Genomic DNA, 16447 nt, shown 5'->3' with positions numbered 1-16447 from the left:
ATTTTCTTGCCGCCGAAATGGAAATGTCCGTCGAGCATCGCGTCCTGCAATTGCGCCCGGCGCCGGCGCACGCGGGCCGGTACCGCCGCGCCCGAAATCGCAGACAGCAGCGACACGAAGCGGTCCGTGTCCTGCAGCCCAGTCAGTGACTGGAACAACACGTAAGGCACGCCGGTCAACCCGTGCAGCGCTTTCGCCGGGCGGCGCATGTGCTCACCGATGGCGATGCATTGCATGGCCGTGCCCAACTCGCGAATGTCTTCGACGCTGGTGCCGCCGTATGTGGTCGCTACCCAGCGGTCAGGAACCGTACCGTCGAGCGAGCCTGAAATGTCGGGCAGAATAACCGGCTTGAGCCCAAAGCTTTCAACCATGTCACGCATATGCTCGATGTCGGCGACAGTGAGGTTGCATCCGGGCAGGATCGCGATCTTCTTCGGCTGCCGCGCACGTTCGCCCGAGCCTGTAATCCCTTTGATCATTGCGGTGACTGCCTTGGCCCAGCCCTCTTCGATCGCGCCGTCAAAATCCGGCGTGTTGGCCAGCACGACCTCCGTACCCGCAAGCTCTTGCGTGTGCTTCAGCTTGATGTTCGCAATATCACTCGCGCAATCTTCGCCACGCGTCTCCACCAGCGCGGTCGTGCACACCCCGATCAGCTTTGGCTTCGTGCGGTTCTTGAGGTTGAGGATGGCTTCTTCAAGATGGTCGGCAGCGCCGAGGATGGTCGCCACCTCATCCATCGCTGTTGTCTGCAATGGAATCGTTTCTTTGAAGTGCCGTACGAAGAGCACGAGCGCGAAGCTTGTGCATCCCTGGCTGCCGTGGAACAGCGGCATCGCGCCGTCGACCCCAAGAAAGGCAAAGGCGGCACCCAGCGGCTGCGACGACTTCAGCGGGTTCACCGCCGCGGATTTGGTCTGGGGAAGGATGCGGGCCATCGGTCGCCTCAACACTCGCTGAACTCGTGTGCCGTCGCGCCGGCGAATTCATCGAACAGGTGCCCGGACTCCTTCTTCGTGCATGGCAGTTCGTCTTTTAGATCAGGCTGGCAATCCCACGGGGCCGGCTGGCGCACCTGAGACCAGACCGGATTGTGAATGGCGAGGTCGATCTGGCGTACGAGTTCCACCATGCCGGCATAGCCGGCATAAGGGTGCTGGCGCTCCTGGTTGATATCGAGCCAGGGCGTCTTGGCCTTGAGCGCAATGAATTGCGTGCGACCGCCCGACAGCATGATATCGGCCCTGTGTTCAGAGAGCATGGCGTACAGCTCGCGCGCAGCCATGTATTCGAACATATGCTTGTCGTGCTTGAGAACTTGTTTGATGCGCTCCTTGTCCTGCACCGTAGATTTCTTGACCGAGGTGCCGACGATCTCGATTCCGATCTCCATCAGCGCACGGACAACCGACCAGGACTTCACACCGCCTGTGTTGAGCAGCACGCGCTTGCCTTGGAGCCTTTGCCGGTAGGATTCGAGTTTCTTCCACGCGATCGCCTCCTGCTGCGCGATCAGCGTCTCCGTGCGCTCGAGGATCTCCGGATCGGCGCCCTTCCTCACCAGCAGCCTGACAAGGTTGCGAAGAGCTTGCGATGTGTCGGAGATGCCATAGAAGGAGCCCTCGAAGAACGGGATGTCCCAGCGCTCCTCCATCTTGCGGGCAAGACTGATCAGCGCGGTCGAGCACACGATCATTGCCGCCCGGGCGCGGTGCGCGGAAGCAATGTCGCGGTAACGCGCATCGCCGGGAATGCAGGCGCGCACCCGGATGCCGAGCCGATCGAGGAGCGGCTTTACAAGCCAGAATTCGCCCGAGAGGTTGAATTCGCCAAGGATGTTGATGTCGTAGGGCCCGGGGTCGTCGGGTTCGACCGTGCCGATGACATGATCGAGCAACGCCTCGGCGGCGAGCTTGTTGCCGAGGTTCTTGGAGCCTGCCAGGCCAGGCGCATTGATCGGCACCACGGCCAAACCGAACTTTTCCGTGGCGCGTTTGCACACGGCCTCGATGTCGTCACCGATCAGCGCCGTTACGCAAGTTGAGTAGACGAAGATCGCCGGCGGCGCGTATGTGTGCTTGATCTCGCGGATCGCCTTGAAGAGTTTCCGCTCGCCCTGCCCCATCACCAGGTCGAGTTCGGTGAGGTCGGTCGTGAAGCTTGTCCGCCACAAGGTCGGCCCTGACGAAACCGCACCACGGTTGTCCCAAGAATTGCCCTCGCAGGCGAGCGGCGCATGGACCAGATGCGCAACGTCGGTGATCGGCTGCAGGACGATCTTGGCTCCGTCAAAGGCGCAGCCGCCGGCTGCCGCCCCTGGTGTCAGCGACTTCGAGCAGCCCTCCTTGCGCGCCTTGGCATCTTTGCCACGGTTCTTATCGCAGGCGGGCTCATCGAAGGCGTCCTTGATTTTGGCGCTGAGGGAGGACATCGCTCAGCCTCCCCAGTCCATTGGGCAAGGAATGGCCTCGGCGAAAAGCCGGCCACGGCTCTTAGCGCGTGAGGTCATAGGAATAATCCGTCACACCCGTCTCGCTCGTCTCGCGATCGAGTTTGTCGAAGATCTTGTCGAGGATCGTCGTCAGCACGCGCAACGCGCCCTGGTAGCCAAAGAGCGCAAAGCGGTGATGATGGTGCCGATCGAAGATCGGAAACATCAGCCGGATCAGCGGCGTTCCGGTGTCGCGCTCCAGGTACTTGCCGTAGGAATTGCCGATCAAAAGGTCCACCGGCTCGGTAAAGAGCAGCGAGCGCAGCGCCCACAGGTCCTTGCCCGCCCAAACCTGGGCAGCCTTGCCGAAAGGCGAGGATGCTAGCAGCTTCTTCAAATCGGCTTCCCATGCCGAGGTGCCATTGGTGGCGAGGCAATGGGTTGGCTCGCCGCCGGTCTCCATGACAAAGCGGGCCATTGCGTGAACGAAGTCGGGATCACCGTAGATGGCGTATTTCTTACCATGCAGCCAGGATTGGCTGTCCGCCATGGCGTCTACCAGTCGGCCGCGCTCGAGGCGAATTGCCTCGGGAATCTCCTTGCCGGAAATCGCCGCGACCTCCATCAGGAATTCGTCCGTCGCCTGAACGCCGAGCGGATAGTGGAACGAGGCCGTCGCCTGCCCGACCTCCTCGCAATAGCCCAGTGTCTTTCGGGTGTTGTGATGCTGCAGCGAAAGCGTTGCCTCGGCGTTGAGGGCCTTCTTCACCTCGTTGATCTTCGTGCCCCCGTCATACATGCGGTATTCACCGTCCGAAGGCGTATCGAACTGGTCAGAGGCATCCTGGATCAATGTATAGGACACGCCCATTACATCGAGCAGGCGCTTGAGCTCCCGGTTGTTGCCGACGCAGAAGCCGTCGAAGCCCGGAATGATGTTGATGGTTCCTTCGATTTGCGTACGCTCCTGACCTTTCCAGAAGTGCTCCAAAATGCCTTTGACCATGTTGTCATAGCCGTCGACATGACTGCCAACGAAGGCCGGGGTGTGGGCAAAGGGCACGTCGAAGTCGCGCGGGACTGAATCTTCGTCCTTGGCGTTCTGGATGAAGCTGTGCAGGTCGTCGCCAATGACCTCTGCCATACAGGTCGTCGACACGGCAATCATCTTGGGGTCGTAGAGCTGGTAGGTGTTGGCGAGCCCGTCGACCATGTTCTTCAGGCCGCCAAACACCGCCGCATCCTCGGTCATTGAGGAGGAGACCGCCGCGGCAGGCTCCTTGAAATGGCGCGACAGGTGCGAGCGGTAATAGGCGACGCAACCTTGGCTGCCGTGGACGAAGGACATGGTTCGCTCGAAGCCGGCGGCAGCGAATACCGCACCCAGCGGCTGGCAGGCCTTGGCCGGGTTCACGACAAGCGCTTTGCGGGCGAGGTTCTTTTCGCGGTATTCCCACGTCTGGGTGAAATCGCGCTGATCGGAAACGATTTCATCGGGGTGCGGACATTCGAAGTTTAGCTTCTTCTCAGCGAGCATCTTTCTGTATTCCGGCTCGCGGAACAGGGGAGCGTGATCGAGAATTTTTTCAGCCGACTGCGGCATGATGATTACCTCTTTTGCATCTGGCTGCGCGGGACGGCAGCTCAGGACGTCAAGACGTTCCAGGCTCCGGCGGATCAGAGGCCGCGGGAGTTCACCGTCTCAGTGGGAGACTGGGGCTGAAGCAAATGTTTATTCGGCAGCCATCGCCCGCTCATCGCCCCGGCTTCTTTTCCAAGGCGCGTGGAATAGGTCCCAGACCGGGTTGTTAATGGCGAGATCCACATCACGTGCGAAAATGGCAAAGCCGTCGTAGCCGTGATACGGGCCTGAATAATCCCAGGAATGCATCTGGCGGAACGGTATGCCCATCTTCTGCACCGGGTATTTTTCTTTGATTCCCGAGCCGACCAGATTTGGGCGAATCCCTTCGATGAATTTCTCCAACTCATAGCCGGTCACGTCATCGTAGATCAGCGTGCCGTTCTTCACGTAGTGGCCGGTGCGCTGATAGTCGTCGCTGTGGGCGAATTCATAGCCGGTGCCCACGATGACCATGCCGAGGTCCTCGTAGGCCGTGACGACGTGGCGGGGGCGCAGGCCGCCGACATAGAGCATCACGGTATTTCCTTCCAGGCGCGACAGGTACTTGGCGATGACCGCATCAACAAGCGGCCTGTACTTGGCAATGACCTTTTCGGTCTTCTCCTCGATTTCCGGCCCAAAATGCTTGGCTATGTTGCGCAGAGAGGCTTCGATCTGGGAGGGACCGAAGAAATTGTACTCCATCCAGGCGACGCCATACTTTTCCTCCATATGCCGACAGATGTAATTCATCGACCGGTAGCAGTGGATAAGATTGAGCTTAGCCTTCGGGGCGCGCTCGATCTCTGCGAGTGTGGCGTCACCCGACCAGTTGCCAACCACGCGCAGCCCTATCTCCTCAAGCAGTATGCGCGAGGCCCAGGCATCGCCGCCGATATTGTAGTCGCCGATGACGTTGACGTCGTAGGGGCCGGCCTCGAACTTGACATCCTTTTTGTCGAAGACCCAATCCCGGATTGCATCATTGGCGATGTGGTGGCCAAGCGACTGCGAGACGCCGCGGAAGCCCTCGCAGCGTACCGGCACGATCGTCTTGTCATACTCCTTGGTCTTTTTGCGAGAAACGGCCTCGGTGTCATCGCCAATCAGGCCGATAGGGCATTCGGACTGCACGGTGATGCCGTTGTTGAGCGGAAACAAGACTTCAATCTCGTCAATGATCTGTTCCAGCTTCTTGTCGCCGCCGAAGACGATGTCCTTCTCCTGGAAATCGGAGGTGAACTGCATTGTCCCGAACGTGTCGACGCCCGTTGTACCGACGTAGTAGTTGCGGCGCTGCGACCAAGAATATTGGCCGCAGCCGACCGGGCCGTGCGAGATATGGACCATATCCTTGACTGGCCCCCACACCACGCCTTTCGAACCAGCATATGCACAGCCGCGAATCGTCATCACCCCGGGAATGGACTTGATGTTCGATTTGACGTCGCATTCGGAAAGGACCTCGCTTTCCCCGCCAGCCTCGTTGCCGCTCTTTGCGACGTTGAGGTGCTTCTTGCGGCGCTTCGCCGCCTTGTCGGGATAATGCGACAGCACCTCTTCGATAAGCTTCGCATGAAGAGCACCGTCATTCTCGTATTCCCGGCTCATGAGTCCCCCTTTCAAGGTTGGGTGACGCCTCAAAGAATAGGCGCCGTTCTCTGCAAGGCGCGCCGATTCATGGCAGCGCTAATGTCACTACTGGGCCGCCGCCTTCGCCGCTTCCTTGGAGTGAAGCTCGGCAAGCATCTGCTCGTCGGTCTTCATGATGCCGAAGTCGAGCAGCATCTCCTCCAGCTCCTCCATGGTGATCGGCGTCGGGATCGTACCCTGGCCCGAATTGGCGTGGATCTTCTCGGCCAGAGCGCGGTATTCCCCTGCCTGCTTTGAGTCCGGCGCGTACTGGATCACCGACATCTTCCTGAGTTCGGCATGTTGGACGATGTTGTCGCGGGGCACGAAGTGGATGAGCTTGGAATTCAATCGGCCAGCCAGTGCTTCGGCCAGATCGAGTTCGCGGTCGGTTTGACGTTCATTGCAGATCAGCCCGCCCAGCCGCACACCGCCCGAATGGGCATATTTGAGGATGCCCTTGGCGATGTTGTTGGCGGCATAGAGCGCCATCATCTCGCCGGACATGACGATATAGATCTCCTGGGCCTTGCCTTCGCGGATCGGCATGGCGAAGCCGCCGCATACCACGTCGCCGAGGACGTCATAGGAGACATAATCGACATCGTCATAAGCGCCATTCTCCTCGAGGAAATTGATCGAGGTGATGACGCCGCGGCCGGCGCAACCGACACCCGGCTCGGGGCCGCCGGACTCCACGCACTTGATGCCTCTGTAGCCCACCTTGAGCACGTCCTGGAGTTCGAGGTCTTCCACCGAGCCTTCCTGTGCGGCGAGATCCAGGACGGTATCCTGAGCTTTCGAATTCAGGATCAAGCGTGTGGAATCGGCTTTGGGGTCGCATCCTACGATGAGGATTCTCTGCCCGAGGTCGACAAGGGCAGCGAGCGTATTTTGGGACGTGGTGGACTTGCCGATGCCGCCTTTTCCGTAAAAGGCGATCTGACGCAGACCTGACATAATAGCTTTCCTTCCTTCGTTCTAATTATCGCGACTGCCCGCGACACAAGTGCCGATAGGCAGCTCGTGCCGCCTCACACCAAGCATCGCAAAAAGCGTACCAGCGTGATCGGCCGATCCCAGAAGAAACTTTGTCATTAAATTCCAGCCGCTTAGACGGCGGCAAAACGCGCGAACGGGCCTTTCAGGCGTCTGTCACGGACACGACAAAGCCGACACAGATTGTCGTGCGCCATCCAAACCGCCGTGTGTCGAGCTCGAAGCGGGAGAATGGGGAAGTTAGCCCAAAGCTGATGGCGAGACCATCGGAAGACATCGGCTCTTGTCTTTCCAGCCTGCCATTGATCGGGCGGTCGCTGGATGAGCAGGAGCCTGGGGCTTGACCGCGGCGCGGGTAGTTCAGGCAGGCTTACAGAGCGGGAACGCCGGCGGCCGATAGACATCCGCGCTTAACCTTTCATAGCCCGTCTACAAGTTGGTTCCGCCGACGCGCTATATGGAAGCCAAATAATTCAGTAGCTTAGCCGAGAGCATTGATTTTTTCAGAAAGATACGTGTTATACGCGTATGAACCGCCGAACCCATGGTCGGCGCCCTCATGCGCGTGAGACCCCGTTGTGGGCGAGGCTCGCGACTGGCTGCACGATCCTAGCCGGCCTGCTTGCCATTGAGTTTGGTCCCGCCGCGGTAGGCTGCGGCATCAAGGGCAACATCAGCTACAACACTGGCAAGAAGATTATCACGTTCTTGGACAGGAATCTTACTGGGAGACACGCATCAACCTATTGAAGGGCGAGCGGTGGTTTTGTTCAGAGGAAGCTGCACGAAAGGCGGGCGGGCGGGCTTCGAGAGGTTAGTGTCGCGGCAGCTTGCAGATCTGCCCACGGGGCCGCCACGATCGCAAAGTGTGTACAAAAGCGCCCTCTCTGCCGAACTGAACAGTGCTCACGGCCATAGCCTCGGATGAGCCCGACTGGCTTGACCTCTGCATGATGAGAGCAGCTTTTACACCAGGTGCGCAGCACATGTCTTTAACGAACGCATCGTCTTCAAGAATATAGAGAGCAATTCGGAAAACCGAGTAGTTGGCGGCGAAGCTAGGAGAAGGTATACACTACCCTCTTGTTACCCCAGAGTAGAACGTGCAGCTGCGGCAAGACGCGGGCTTCGAACCACCTGTCGCTGGTCACCTTTTCTACCAGCGGTTCCATGCGCATCATATTCCGTCGGACTCGACAGAGACGTCTTCATTACCACGGCGGGGCGGCGTGTGATTGCCGGGTTGCAGACAAACCTCGCCGCGACGTATTTGGGACGAGTGGTGTCGGCACCGAATCCCTATCATTTAGACTAGCCAGCTTGGGGAGCGCCGTCAGACCGCCAGACCGGAAGAGGAGGCTTCGCGCCAACTTGTGCCAAGAATGTTGGACCGTGCGGAACCGCTGGGGCGGCGCTCAACTCTGGCGCAGGATGAAGCGTCGATTGGGTGAATGAATAGGGCGCGCGTTCGACGGGTAGAGTGAGGCAAATCGCTGGATGTCTGCCGGATCAACGTCAACCGGTTCCATCGCCACCATCCACTCGACGTTTTCGGTGCACGGCGGCGTCGTCAGTGAGCCCTCATAAGTCCAATAGCCAAGCGAGGCTGGCAGAAGCCAGTTGGGATTCACCTCGTCGATCGTCACCTCCCCATTCGGCAGTTCGGGAAAGGCCGCAGCAAGGGCAGCAAAGCTGGCATTTGTCGCGCCGGGCGTTAAAAAGACGCCCAGCACGCCCAGAGTACCACTTTGCGTGTCCTTGTGAACGAAATGCACCTCCATCGGGAAGCTCTTGCCCGCCACGTGATGTTCGCTTGGCGCATGGAAATGGAACTGTACCAGTTCGTAGACACGATCGCCGCGGGTCAGCGTGCTGCCTTGTGGCATATTGATTTGAATGGTGTGGCCGTTGTTCACCATATTGCCGCCGCCCTTGTGCCAGCCGATGGCGATATGCGGGATATCCGCCTTGACCGCGCTGTTGATATTGATCGGCGATTGCTGCGTGCCGGCAGAGCATACGAAATTTTCCTTATCCAGATCAGCCCAGTGCTCCGGTCCGACCGGACCGGTGTACCCCCAATGGGCACTGGTCGCTTGGGCGGCTTGAACGCAAATCCGGCATGCGCCGAGCGCAACCAACCCTTTGATCAGGTGACGACGATACATATTACTTTTGCTCCTCTTGCGAACTGATGTTGGTGGCTGCCCTAATGGACGCGTGATGGCCAATCGGCGCGGCCAGTATTGTCCTTTGCAACTGATAGATGCCCGCACGCCTTGGCGTGCTTTCATAAGTGCGGCTGCCGTTTCTCGGCTGGCCGGCTTCTGCAGCCCGCAACGGGGGCAGTTTCAACCAGCTAAACGATAAAAAATTTTAGCAGACCAGCGCTTGACCCCCGCCGCAAAGGCACAGGCGAAGGTGATCACTGCGCGGCTGCCGTTCGCGCCGGAGGCCGCATCGCTATACTTTACACTCGCTGCCCAAGGAGACGCAGGCGACCCCAATACGTTTTCATCGCTACTCCCGACGCAGCCGACCCACGCCACGAAAACGTTGCTATATTTCACGTTGGGCCAATGAGGAAATCGATCTTCTTTATGGAAGGCATTTGCGCAATGGATGCATTCCCATGCTGACAGTCGTGCGTCAGGCCGGACAATGAGATACATCGATAAGAGCTGGACAAGGATGAGGGGATGACGTGCTTGCGACGGAGCAGGTGGGGCGAGAAGGCCAGTTCTTGCGGATTTCAACTTTGCGTGACGACAGCTCATCGGAGTCAAGGTGACACACGCCGGCAGCGGGGTGTCCGGGCGGTTTCCAGCCGCACAATCGCGAGACCGCTGACGCGAACAAAGCTCGGCTGTACTCGGCACGCGAAGAGAGCCTGCCAAGCCGTTGGAGCCCGGCCTTCCGGTGCGACGCAAGCCACAGACTAGACCGCCCTCTTGTTACCCCAAAGCAGAACGTGCAGCTGCGGCAACACGCGGGCTTCGAACCACCTGTCGCTAGTCACCCTTTCGACAAGCCATTCCATTCGCATCATTATTCCGTCCAAGTCGACAGAGGCGTCTTCACTGCCAGGGAGCGGCGGCGTGTGATTGCCGGGTTGCAGATAGATCGGAAGGTGCGGATATCTCGCCGCGACTTCTTTGGCGTAGGCATAGTCACTCTCGTCGAAAACGACGAGCTTGAGCACGATTTGCGGCTTCTCTTGCGCCGCTTCGAGGCATGCATCAAACGCAGCCCAACGGGTCGTCATCTCGCTGGACGGCGGCTTTGGGCTAAGGGTCAGCACGTCAAGATCCGCAAACCACTCCCTCACCACGGAACCCTGCGTTTCCAGTGCAAAACGATAGCCCTCGCGATGGCCTCGTTCTATGAGGGGACCGAACGGCTGAATGGCCGGGTTGCCGCCTGACAAGGAGACCATAACCGGCCTGCCGCCGGAAAGCGCATGGACGGTTTGCCACACGGCATCGATCGGCATCGGTAGCCATTCATGGCGATACTGATTGTCCACCGCGTGAAGGCTGTCGCACCATGAACAGCGATAATCACATCCGCCGGTTCTGATGAACACCGTCGGCAAGCCGATGAGCACGCCCTCGCCCTGGATAGTCGGCCCGAATATCTCGCTCACACGGATTGCGGGATGCATGTCGGTCACGGACGGTATTCCGCCCAAGTTTTCGGTGTTTCGCTAACGCGCACGGCCGCGGTCTGCGGCAGACGTGCCTTGCACCATTCATAGAAATGTCTGGCCAGGCATTCCGCCGTGACCTTCTCATGTCCCAGCACGTCGTTGAGGTGCCGATGGTCGAAGCTCTCGTCAATGTAGCGTTTGAGCGGCGCCAGATCGTGATAGTCGCGCACGAAGCCGTGGGCGTCCAGTTCCTTGGCCGACAGCTCCACTACGACGACATAGTTATGCCCGTGCAGGCGCGCGCATTGATGGTTGGGAGGCAAGGAGGTGAGCTGATGCGAGGCCGAGAAGTGGAATTCCTTGCTGATGTGGAACATTACGCGCGCCTCCTGCGCAGCGCCTCAAGCCAGAAATCGGCGTCCTCGTAGTCGGTGGGATCAGCGTGCCCGGCGAGATGGAACGCTTCGCGCCGCTCGACGCAGGTCCCGCATCGTCCGCAGTGACGCACGCCGCCCTTGTAACAGGACCAGGTCTCAGCAAACGGGGTGCCGTATCTTGCGCCATCCGCAACAATGTCAGCTTTTCCGAGATTCACATACGGTGCATAGAGGCGTATCTGCGCATAGCCGTCGAGCGCGCGGTCTTGCATTGTCTGGAAAGCTTCAATGAAGGCCGGACGGCAATCGGGATAGATGAAATGGTCCCCACCATGCACGGCCGCCGCCACCGCTTCGGCGCTGTGGGCGGCGGCGAGACCGAAGGCGATTGCCAACATGATGGCATTGCGGTTCGGCACCACCGTAATCTTCATCGTGTCTTCGGCGTAGTGGCCGTCCGGCACGTCGATACTGCTAGTCAGCGCTGAGCCGGAAAGGCCACGGCCAATTTCGCCGATGTCGATGATCTGGTGCGGGACCTTCAGTCGCTGCGCGCAAAGAGCGGCGAAGCCCAATTCCTTCCTGTGCCGTTGGCCATAGTCGAAAGATAGAAGGCCGGTGAGTTCGTGCTCCGCTGCCGCCATGTGAGCAAGGGAAACGGAGTCCAATCCGCCAGAGCAGACGGCGAGAGTCTTCATCATTGGTATCCTTGTTTTGACCGGGTAAGGCTGCGACCGGAGATTTCTCTGCGCCCCCACTACTCCAGCGACTCAGTTTTGTGAACCGGGAGAATTTGCGCTCAGCCCGATTGGAACGGGAGTGCGTCGCGTCCAACACGCGTGATCAATAAAAGTTGAGCGCTTCAGCAGTTTGTTTCGCATCGCGCCAACTTTCGCAACCTGCTGTCCGATCGTCGACTTCGAGACAAGGTGATGTTCGGCCGACATCGGCTGACTCTTAATTAAGCCGCAGAACACATGTTGGCTTTCTGGCCTTCGCTTGTGCGGTTGGCGAGGGCGACATGGATGCCAGCAAATTTGACATTGGCGACATCCGCCTGGAGAACCCTGCGCGGCGCGATTGAGGCCGCAGGCGAGCCTGCTCTAACTGCCGCCCTACAGTCCCGACTTCAATCCGATTGAGAACGCCTTCGCCCAACCTAAGGCGCTGCTGCGAGCAAAGGCCGAGATAACCATCAAGGCTCTATGGGACTGACGTTGCCCCAGCAGTTTTGAGTTCGTTTCCGGCGTGGGTTGTGCCCTGCTGGGCGGGTGAAGCGACGGGCGCTGGCGCGGAGCCTTTGGCATAGCGCAGCGCGAGCGACCGTCGCGGATTGAAGGTGCTGGCGAACTTGGCCGGGGTCTGCCAGGGGGGAGTGCGGCCGCGCGGTGTTGTAGTCGGCGTGCCACAGGGCGATGGCTACGCGCGCCTGAGCCAGCGAGGTGAACAGCGTCTCGTTGAGCAGTTCATCGCGCAGTCGGCCGTTGAAGCTCTCGATGAAGCCATTCTGCATCGGCTTGCCGGGCGCAATGTAATGCCATTCGACGCGGTTCTGATCCGCCCAGGAGAGGATGGCGTTCGAGGTGAACTCGCTGCCATTGTCGCTGACGATCATCCTGGGCCGGCCCCGCTCGGTGATGAGCCGTCCAATTCGCGGGCAACCCGCATGCCCGAGAGAGACGTATCAACGATGAGTGCGAGGCACTCTCTCGTGCAGTCGTCGACGACGGCCAGGATGCGGAAGCGGCGCCCGTCGGTGAGCTGGTCCGATACGAAGTCGAGCGACCAGCGCTCGTCGGGCCTCAGCGGCACCAGCATCGGCGCCCTGGTCCCGATCGCCCGCTTGCGGCCGCCACGGCGGCGACGGCGAGCTTCTCCTCCCGATAGAGCCGGAACAGCTTCTTGTGGTTCACGACCAGGCCCTCCCGCCTCAGCATCACGAGAAGACGCCGGTAGCCGAACCGGCGACGCTCCTGCGCGATCGGCCTTCATCCGCTCGCGAACCTCGCGGTCGTCCGGCCTGCTGGTCTGGTAGCGAACCGTCATGCGGCAACAGCCGATGGCTTTACACGCCCGCCGTTCGCTCATCCCGAAGCCTTCCTTCAGGCGAGCGACAGCTTTCCGCTTGGCGGCGGGCGTCACCATTTCTTTCCCACAAGGTCCTTCAACGCGGCATTGTCGAGCATGGCGTCGGCCAAAAGCCGCTTCAGGCGCGTGTTCTCGTCCTCCAGCGCCTTCAGGTCGCCGAGCCTCGGTGACATCCATCCCGCCGAAGCGGGCCTTCCAATTGTAGATCGAGGCGTCGCTGACCCCGTGCTTGCGGCACAGATCGCCAACCGATACCCCGGCCTCGTGTTTCTTCAAAATTCCGATGATCTGCTCTTCAGAGAAGCGGCTGCGTTTCATGTCCTGGTCCTCTGGATGGGCCAGAACGAACTTCAAACCGGATTAGATCAGAGGGGCAAGGTCAGGACGCCTCGGCGCGGTCGTCGACCTCTTCACCCCAGCCGAATGTGCCAACTACTTCAAAGCCGCAGGATATGACCTGGATCAGATAGGACGTGCTCCAATGGTTTACACCTGACACAGGAGTCCGGCCCCCACAACCGTTTCGCAATGAGGAGCAGCGCTGCCGCTGCTCCTCCAATCACACGACGGATTCACGATGCGGCAACTCGAGCCATGATTTCGGATCCAATGGCCGATGCGGTGTATAGTGAGGCATCCAGCGGCAAATCCCCAAATGCCAGTTGACACAGAAGATAATTAGCACCTGCCTCTTCCAGCTGATCAAGGAGAGCTTTTCGGACAGAATCTGCCGTTCCCACGACGCACAATTCACTTTCAATTGCTGCATCGAAGTTCAAAGGCAAGTTTGGTGGAGTGGAAATGGCATTTAGTTCGTATAGAAATTTGAAGCTATTGAGCCATCGTTCATAGGCAGGTGCTGCGAGCAAATACGCATCTGTTTCAGAACGCCCTATCACCACCATTCGGAGCAATCCAAGAAATGGCGCTTGCTGGCCAATGTCAGCATCGTGAATTCGGGCGGCGCGGAACGCGTCGGTAACGCTGCGAACAGAAGTGGAAGGTCCGACGCAGGCGATGTTTGCCCCATTCGCAGCGGCCCAGCTAGCCGGCTCGGGTCGATTGGTGGCGATCCATGTCGGCGGACGGGGATATTGGTGAGGTCTCAACGTCAGCGGAACATCTTTCAACTCAAAGTGGCGGCCCTGATAAGAAAGCGTCCCGCCTTTCATCGCATTGATGAGAATCTCACTGGCCTCCGCATACTGTTCTGGTGCTGCTTCTACAGCAACCCCGAAGTATCCCAATTCAGTGGGAGCAGAGCCGCGCCCTATGCCGAGTTCAAGCCTGCCGCCGCTCAACTGATCAAGCATGCAGATCTCCTCGAAGGCACGCAGCGGATGATAGAGCGCAAGTAGCATTACCATGGGACCAACACGAAGACTGCGGGTTCGCTGGGCGACGCTCGCTAAGAACAAATTCGGTGATGGACCTCTGCCATGCGGCGTACAGTGGTGCTCGGCGAGATGATACGCATAAAAGCCATAGCCATCGCACGCTTCTGCTAGGCTCAGCCGATCTGCATATTGTTGTGCGATGTCATCGCCGTTTTCGTCCAGATGATCGAAGATGCCGAAGGTCAGGCCCGAAGCGGAAATTTTCTTCAATTAATTGTTCTCCAAATTACCTATATTTATTCGCTAATCATCATAGCTCACGACATATCATTACTTGATGCTTAATGTGAATCGACTTCATGCTTGTGAGCACCGCGATCCTTCTTAAAGTTCATACAGACGCGTTCGGCGGCAGCAAGGAATTTGTCCATCTGCTCTGTGGTGCCAATGCTGACGCGAATACAGTTCTTCAAATCTACGTCAGGAAAGCTGGCGATGAGGATCGCCTGCTCTTTCAACGCGGCTTGCCAGCATGAGCCCTCCTGTCCCGCCGGCACACGGGCCAGCAAAAAGTTTGCGTGGGAGGGTGTTACGGAAAAGCCAAGTTGCAACAGCGCCAGGGTCACTCGCTGTCGTTCATGCTTGATGTGCCTGTGGTTCTCTTCGTAGGCGTGGCGATGCGCAAGAATGCTTTTCCCGACCGCCTGCCCGATCACGTTCATGTTGAAGACATTCTGGATGTTGCGCAGCCTGCCAATGATTTCTGGGTGACCGAAACCGAAGCCGACTCGCACGCCAGCGGCAGCATAGCTCTTTGAAAAAGTCCTCAAGATCAAAAGATTCGGATGTCTATTGACGAGGCGCAGGGCATTGTCGGGTGCGAAGTCAACGTAGGCCTCATCCAAGACGACCAAGCGATCTGCTTGCTCCACAAGGCGTTCGATTTCGGCCACCGGCACGAATGTTCCGGTCGGATTGTTCGGATTAGCCAACAGAATGAACTTCGCGTCTTTTGCGGGGCCGGACAGCAGTTTTTCTATCGGCAGGGGATGAGCTTCGCTCGATGCGATTTCGAGAAACTCGGCACCCTGCAACATGGCAAGTTTACGGTTGAACGAAAATCCGGGCGACAGCATTGCCACTCTATCTCCTGGGGCGAGGAAAGCTCTGTAGATGAGTCCGAGCAGCTCCGACGAACCGTTGCCGGCAATCACCTGATCTTTGGAAAATCCGTAAGCATCGGAGGCAGCTGCCCTTAAGCTGAGATTGTCGTCTTCCGGATAAAGATACTGGTGTTCGATCGCAGCAATTGCACTTTGCATTACGCTCTTCGGCAACGGAAACGGGTTCTCGTTCGTATTTAGCTTAACGCAGTTTGCATCCGTCGCTGGTCCGTTGGACGAGAGAGCATCTAATTTGCTGGCCACCGGCGAAAAAAGCGAAAGCACGGTCTTCAGTTTTGCATCGCACATGTTCTTCTCCGTTTTTCAGTCCCGCAGGGCATGTGACATGAGGCAATCGTTGATCGTGACTTGATCGACGTTCGGCTATATCAGCGCTGCCTTCCCACCCTGGTGGGGATCGCCGACCACGGTTTGGATTTGACACCGGGAAGCTGTCGAGAACCTGATGACGACCCAACGTTTGGCCGACGGCCGATTCGGCGCAACAGACGGTGTTTCAACATCGCATCGTCCTCAAAGCCGCATGCAGGGCCTGCACGACAGCCCGTCTCCAGCGCCCGCAGATAGGTGGAAGCCGAAGTCTTGCCGAACCTCAGTTGCTCTGCCACCTTGGCCCACCGGACTGCCCTGTTTATGGGTCAGGCGCAGGATATCTCTGACGCTCGTTCGTCTTGCTTGCTTCCGTCTTGGCATGGGCTCTCTCGGTTTGCTGATGAGAGAGCCAAATACCGGCTCATCTGAGCATGAGACGCAGGCCTGACGATATGGAGCGTCGCTGGTGGCGCGCGTAGCCGAGAGGGTTCGCCTCGCTGGCGGGGCATGCAAGACGGCGCACCTCCTTAGCCATCCTGTCCCATCGTCTCAGATCGTGAGGCGCACCTTATAGTCGGTGAGGAGATCTTGCAGGGTCAGGTTACGCCCTAGCGCTTAAGGTTGTTGGTCGCACCGAGCAAGCGCGGGACCTGTCGACGGACAACAGCGGTGCCACTGCCGGCACTAGGTGTGAGCTTTCGAGAGGTTGTCCATTCGGACCGGACCGAGGAGACTGGAGTTACCACGCTTCAGCATCCATCGGAGGGTCCGAATGAACATCCACAAGAATGCCCGTCTCACACCGCTGCGT

General features: G+C 58.8%; 11 protein-coding genes and 3 pseudogenes. 1 reads left to right on the top strand and 13 read right to left on the bottom strand.

Annotation, left to right across the window (positions count from 1 at the left end; genetic code table 11):
* The 10 genes and pseudogenes from nifN to queC form a co-directional block, all read right to left on the bottom strand.
* Positions 1 to 941, bottom strand: a 941-nt coding sequence (nifN, locus tag EN943_RS25145) for a nitrogenase iron-molybdenum cofactor biosynthesis protein NifN (RefSeq protein ID WP_127415061.1), incomplete at its 3' end; no start/stop codon positions are given.
* Between the two features lie 8 nt (positions 942 to 949).
* Positions 950 to 2434 (bottom strand): nitrogenase iron-molybdenum cofactor biosynthesis protein NifE, encoded by a 1485-nt coding sequence (nifE, locus tag EN943_RS25140; protein WP_024505264.1) that lies wholly within the window; start codon positions 2432 to 2434, stop codon positions 950 to 952.
* A gap of 61 nt (positions 2435 to 2495) precedes the next feature.
* Positions 2496 to 4037, bottom strand: a complete 1542-nt coding sequence (nifK, locus tag EN943_RS25135; RefSeq protein WP_024505263.1) for a nitrogenase molybdenum-iron protein subunit beta — start codon at positions 4035 to 4037, stop codon at positions 2496 to 2498.
* 129 nt (positions 4038 to 4166) lie between these two features.
* Complete coding sequence (gene nifD, locus EN943_RS25130; protein WP_024505262.1) at positions 4167 to 5669, bottom strand: nitrogenase molybdenum-iron protein alpha chain; 1503 nt, start codon at positions 5667 to 5669, stop codon at positions 4167 to 4169.
* An 87-nt stretch (positions 5670 to 5756) separates the two neighbouring features.
* Positions 5757 to 6650: a nitrogenase iron protein gene (nifH, locus tag EN943_RS25125; protein WP_024505261.1), complete on the bottom strand. Its 894-nt coding sequence runs from the start codon at positions 6648 to 6650 to the stop codon at positions 5757 to 5759.
* Between the two features lie 1097 nt (positions 6651 to 7747).
* Positions 7748 to 7944 (bottom strand): annotated as a pseudogene (locus tag EN943_RS38455) (7-carboxy-7-deazaguanine synthase QueE); the annotation flags it as partial.
* Between the two features lie 160 nt (positions 7945 to 8104).
* Positions 8105 to 8857 (bottom strand): carbonic anhydrase, encoded by a 753-nt coding sequence (locus tag EN943_RS25110; RefSeq protein ID WP_063169372.1) that lies wholly within the window; start codon positions 8855 to 8857, stop codon positions 8105 to 8107.
* 770 nt (positions 8858 to 9627) lie between these two features.
* A complete protein-coding gene (queE, locus tag EN943_RS25105) occupies positions 9628 to 10353 on the bottom strand; it encodes a 7-carboxy-7-deazaguanine synthase QueE (RefSeq protein ID WP_164548811.1) in 726 nt (241 codons plus the stop codon).
* Between the two features lie 5 nt (positions 10354 to 10358).
* The gene (gene queD, locus EN943_RS25100) at positions 10359 to 10715 is read right to left on the bottom strand and encodes a 6-carboxytetrahydropterin synthase QueD (protein ID WP_063169374.1); all 357 of its coding nucleotides are present in this window, start codon (positions 10713 to 10715) and stop codon (positions 10359 to 10361) included.
* The gene (gene queC, locus EN943_RS25095; RefSeq protein ID WP_127415060.1) at positions 10715 to 11413 is read right to left on the bottom strand and encodes a 7-cyano-7-deazaguanine synthase QueC; all 699 of its coding nucleotides are present in this window, start codon (positions 11411 to 11413) and stop codon (positions 10715 to 10717) included. Before queC ends, queD begins: the two co-directional genes overlap by 1 nt.
* A 369-nt stretch (positions 11414 to 11782) precedes the next feature.
* On the opposite strand from queC, the pseudogene EN943_RS25090 reads away from it, so the two are divergent.
* Positions 11783 to 11924 (top strand): annotated as a pseudogene (locus tag EN943_RS25090) (transposase); the annotation flags it as partial.
* Here the strand turns inward: EN943_RS25090 and EN943_RS25085 are convergent.
* From EN943_RS25085 to hisC, 3 genes and pseudogenes are all read right to left on the bottom strand, one after another.
* Positions 11919 to 13121: pseudogene (locus EN943_RS25085) on the bottom strand (IS3 family transposase). The pseudogenes EN943_RS25090 and EN943_RS25085 sit on opposite strands and share 6 nt — an antisense overlap.
* Before the next feature lie 254 nt (positions 13122 to 13375).
* Entirely contained in the window at positions 13376 to 14410 is a 1035-nt protein-coding gene (locus EN943_RS25080) for an LLM class flavin-dependent oxidoreductase (RefSeq protein ID WP_063169375.1), read from the bottom strand.
* A gap of 71 nt (positions 14411 to 14481) precedes the next feature.
* Positions 14482 to 15612, bottom strand: coding sequence for a histidinol-phosphate transaminase (gene hisC / locus EN943_RS25075; RefSeq protein WP_063169376.1), 1131 nt, complete (start codon positions 15610 to 15612; stop codon positions 14482 to 14484).
* Positions 15613 to 16447 lie beyond the last annotated feature (835 nt).

Source organism: Mesorhizobium sp. M7A.F.Ca.US.006.01.1.1 (assembly GCF_003997935.1).
Lineage (GTDB): Bacteria > Pseudomonadota > Alphaproteobacteria > Rhizobiales > Rhizobiaceae > Mesorhizobium.
Note: the sequence above shows the minus strand (reverse complement) of the source record. Positions and strands in the feature narration are given on the sequence as shown.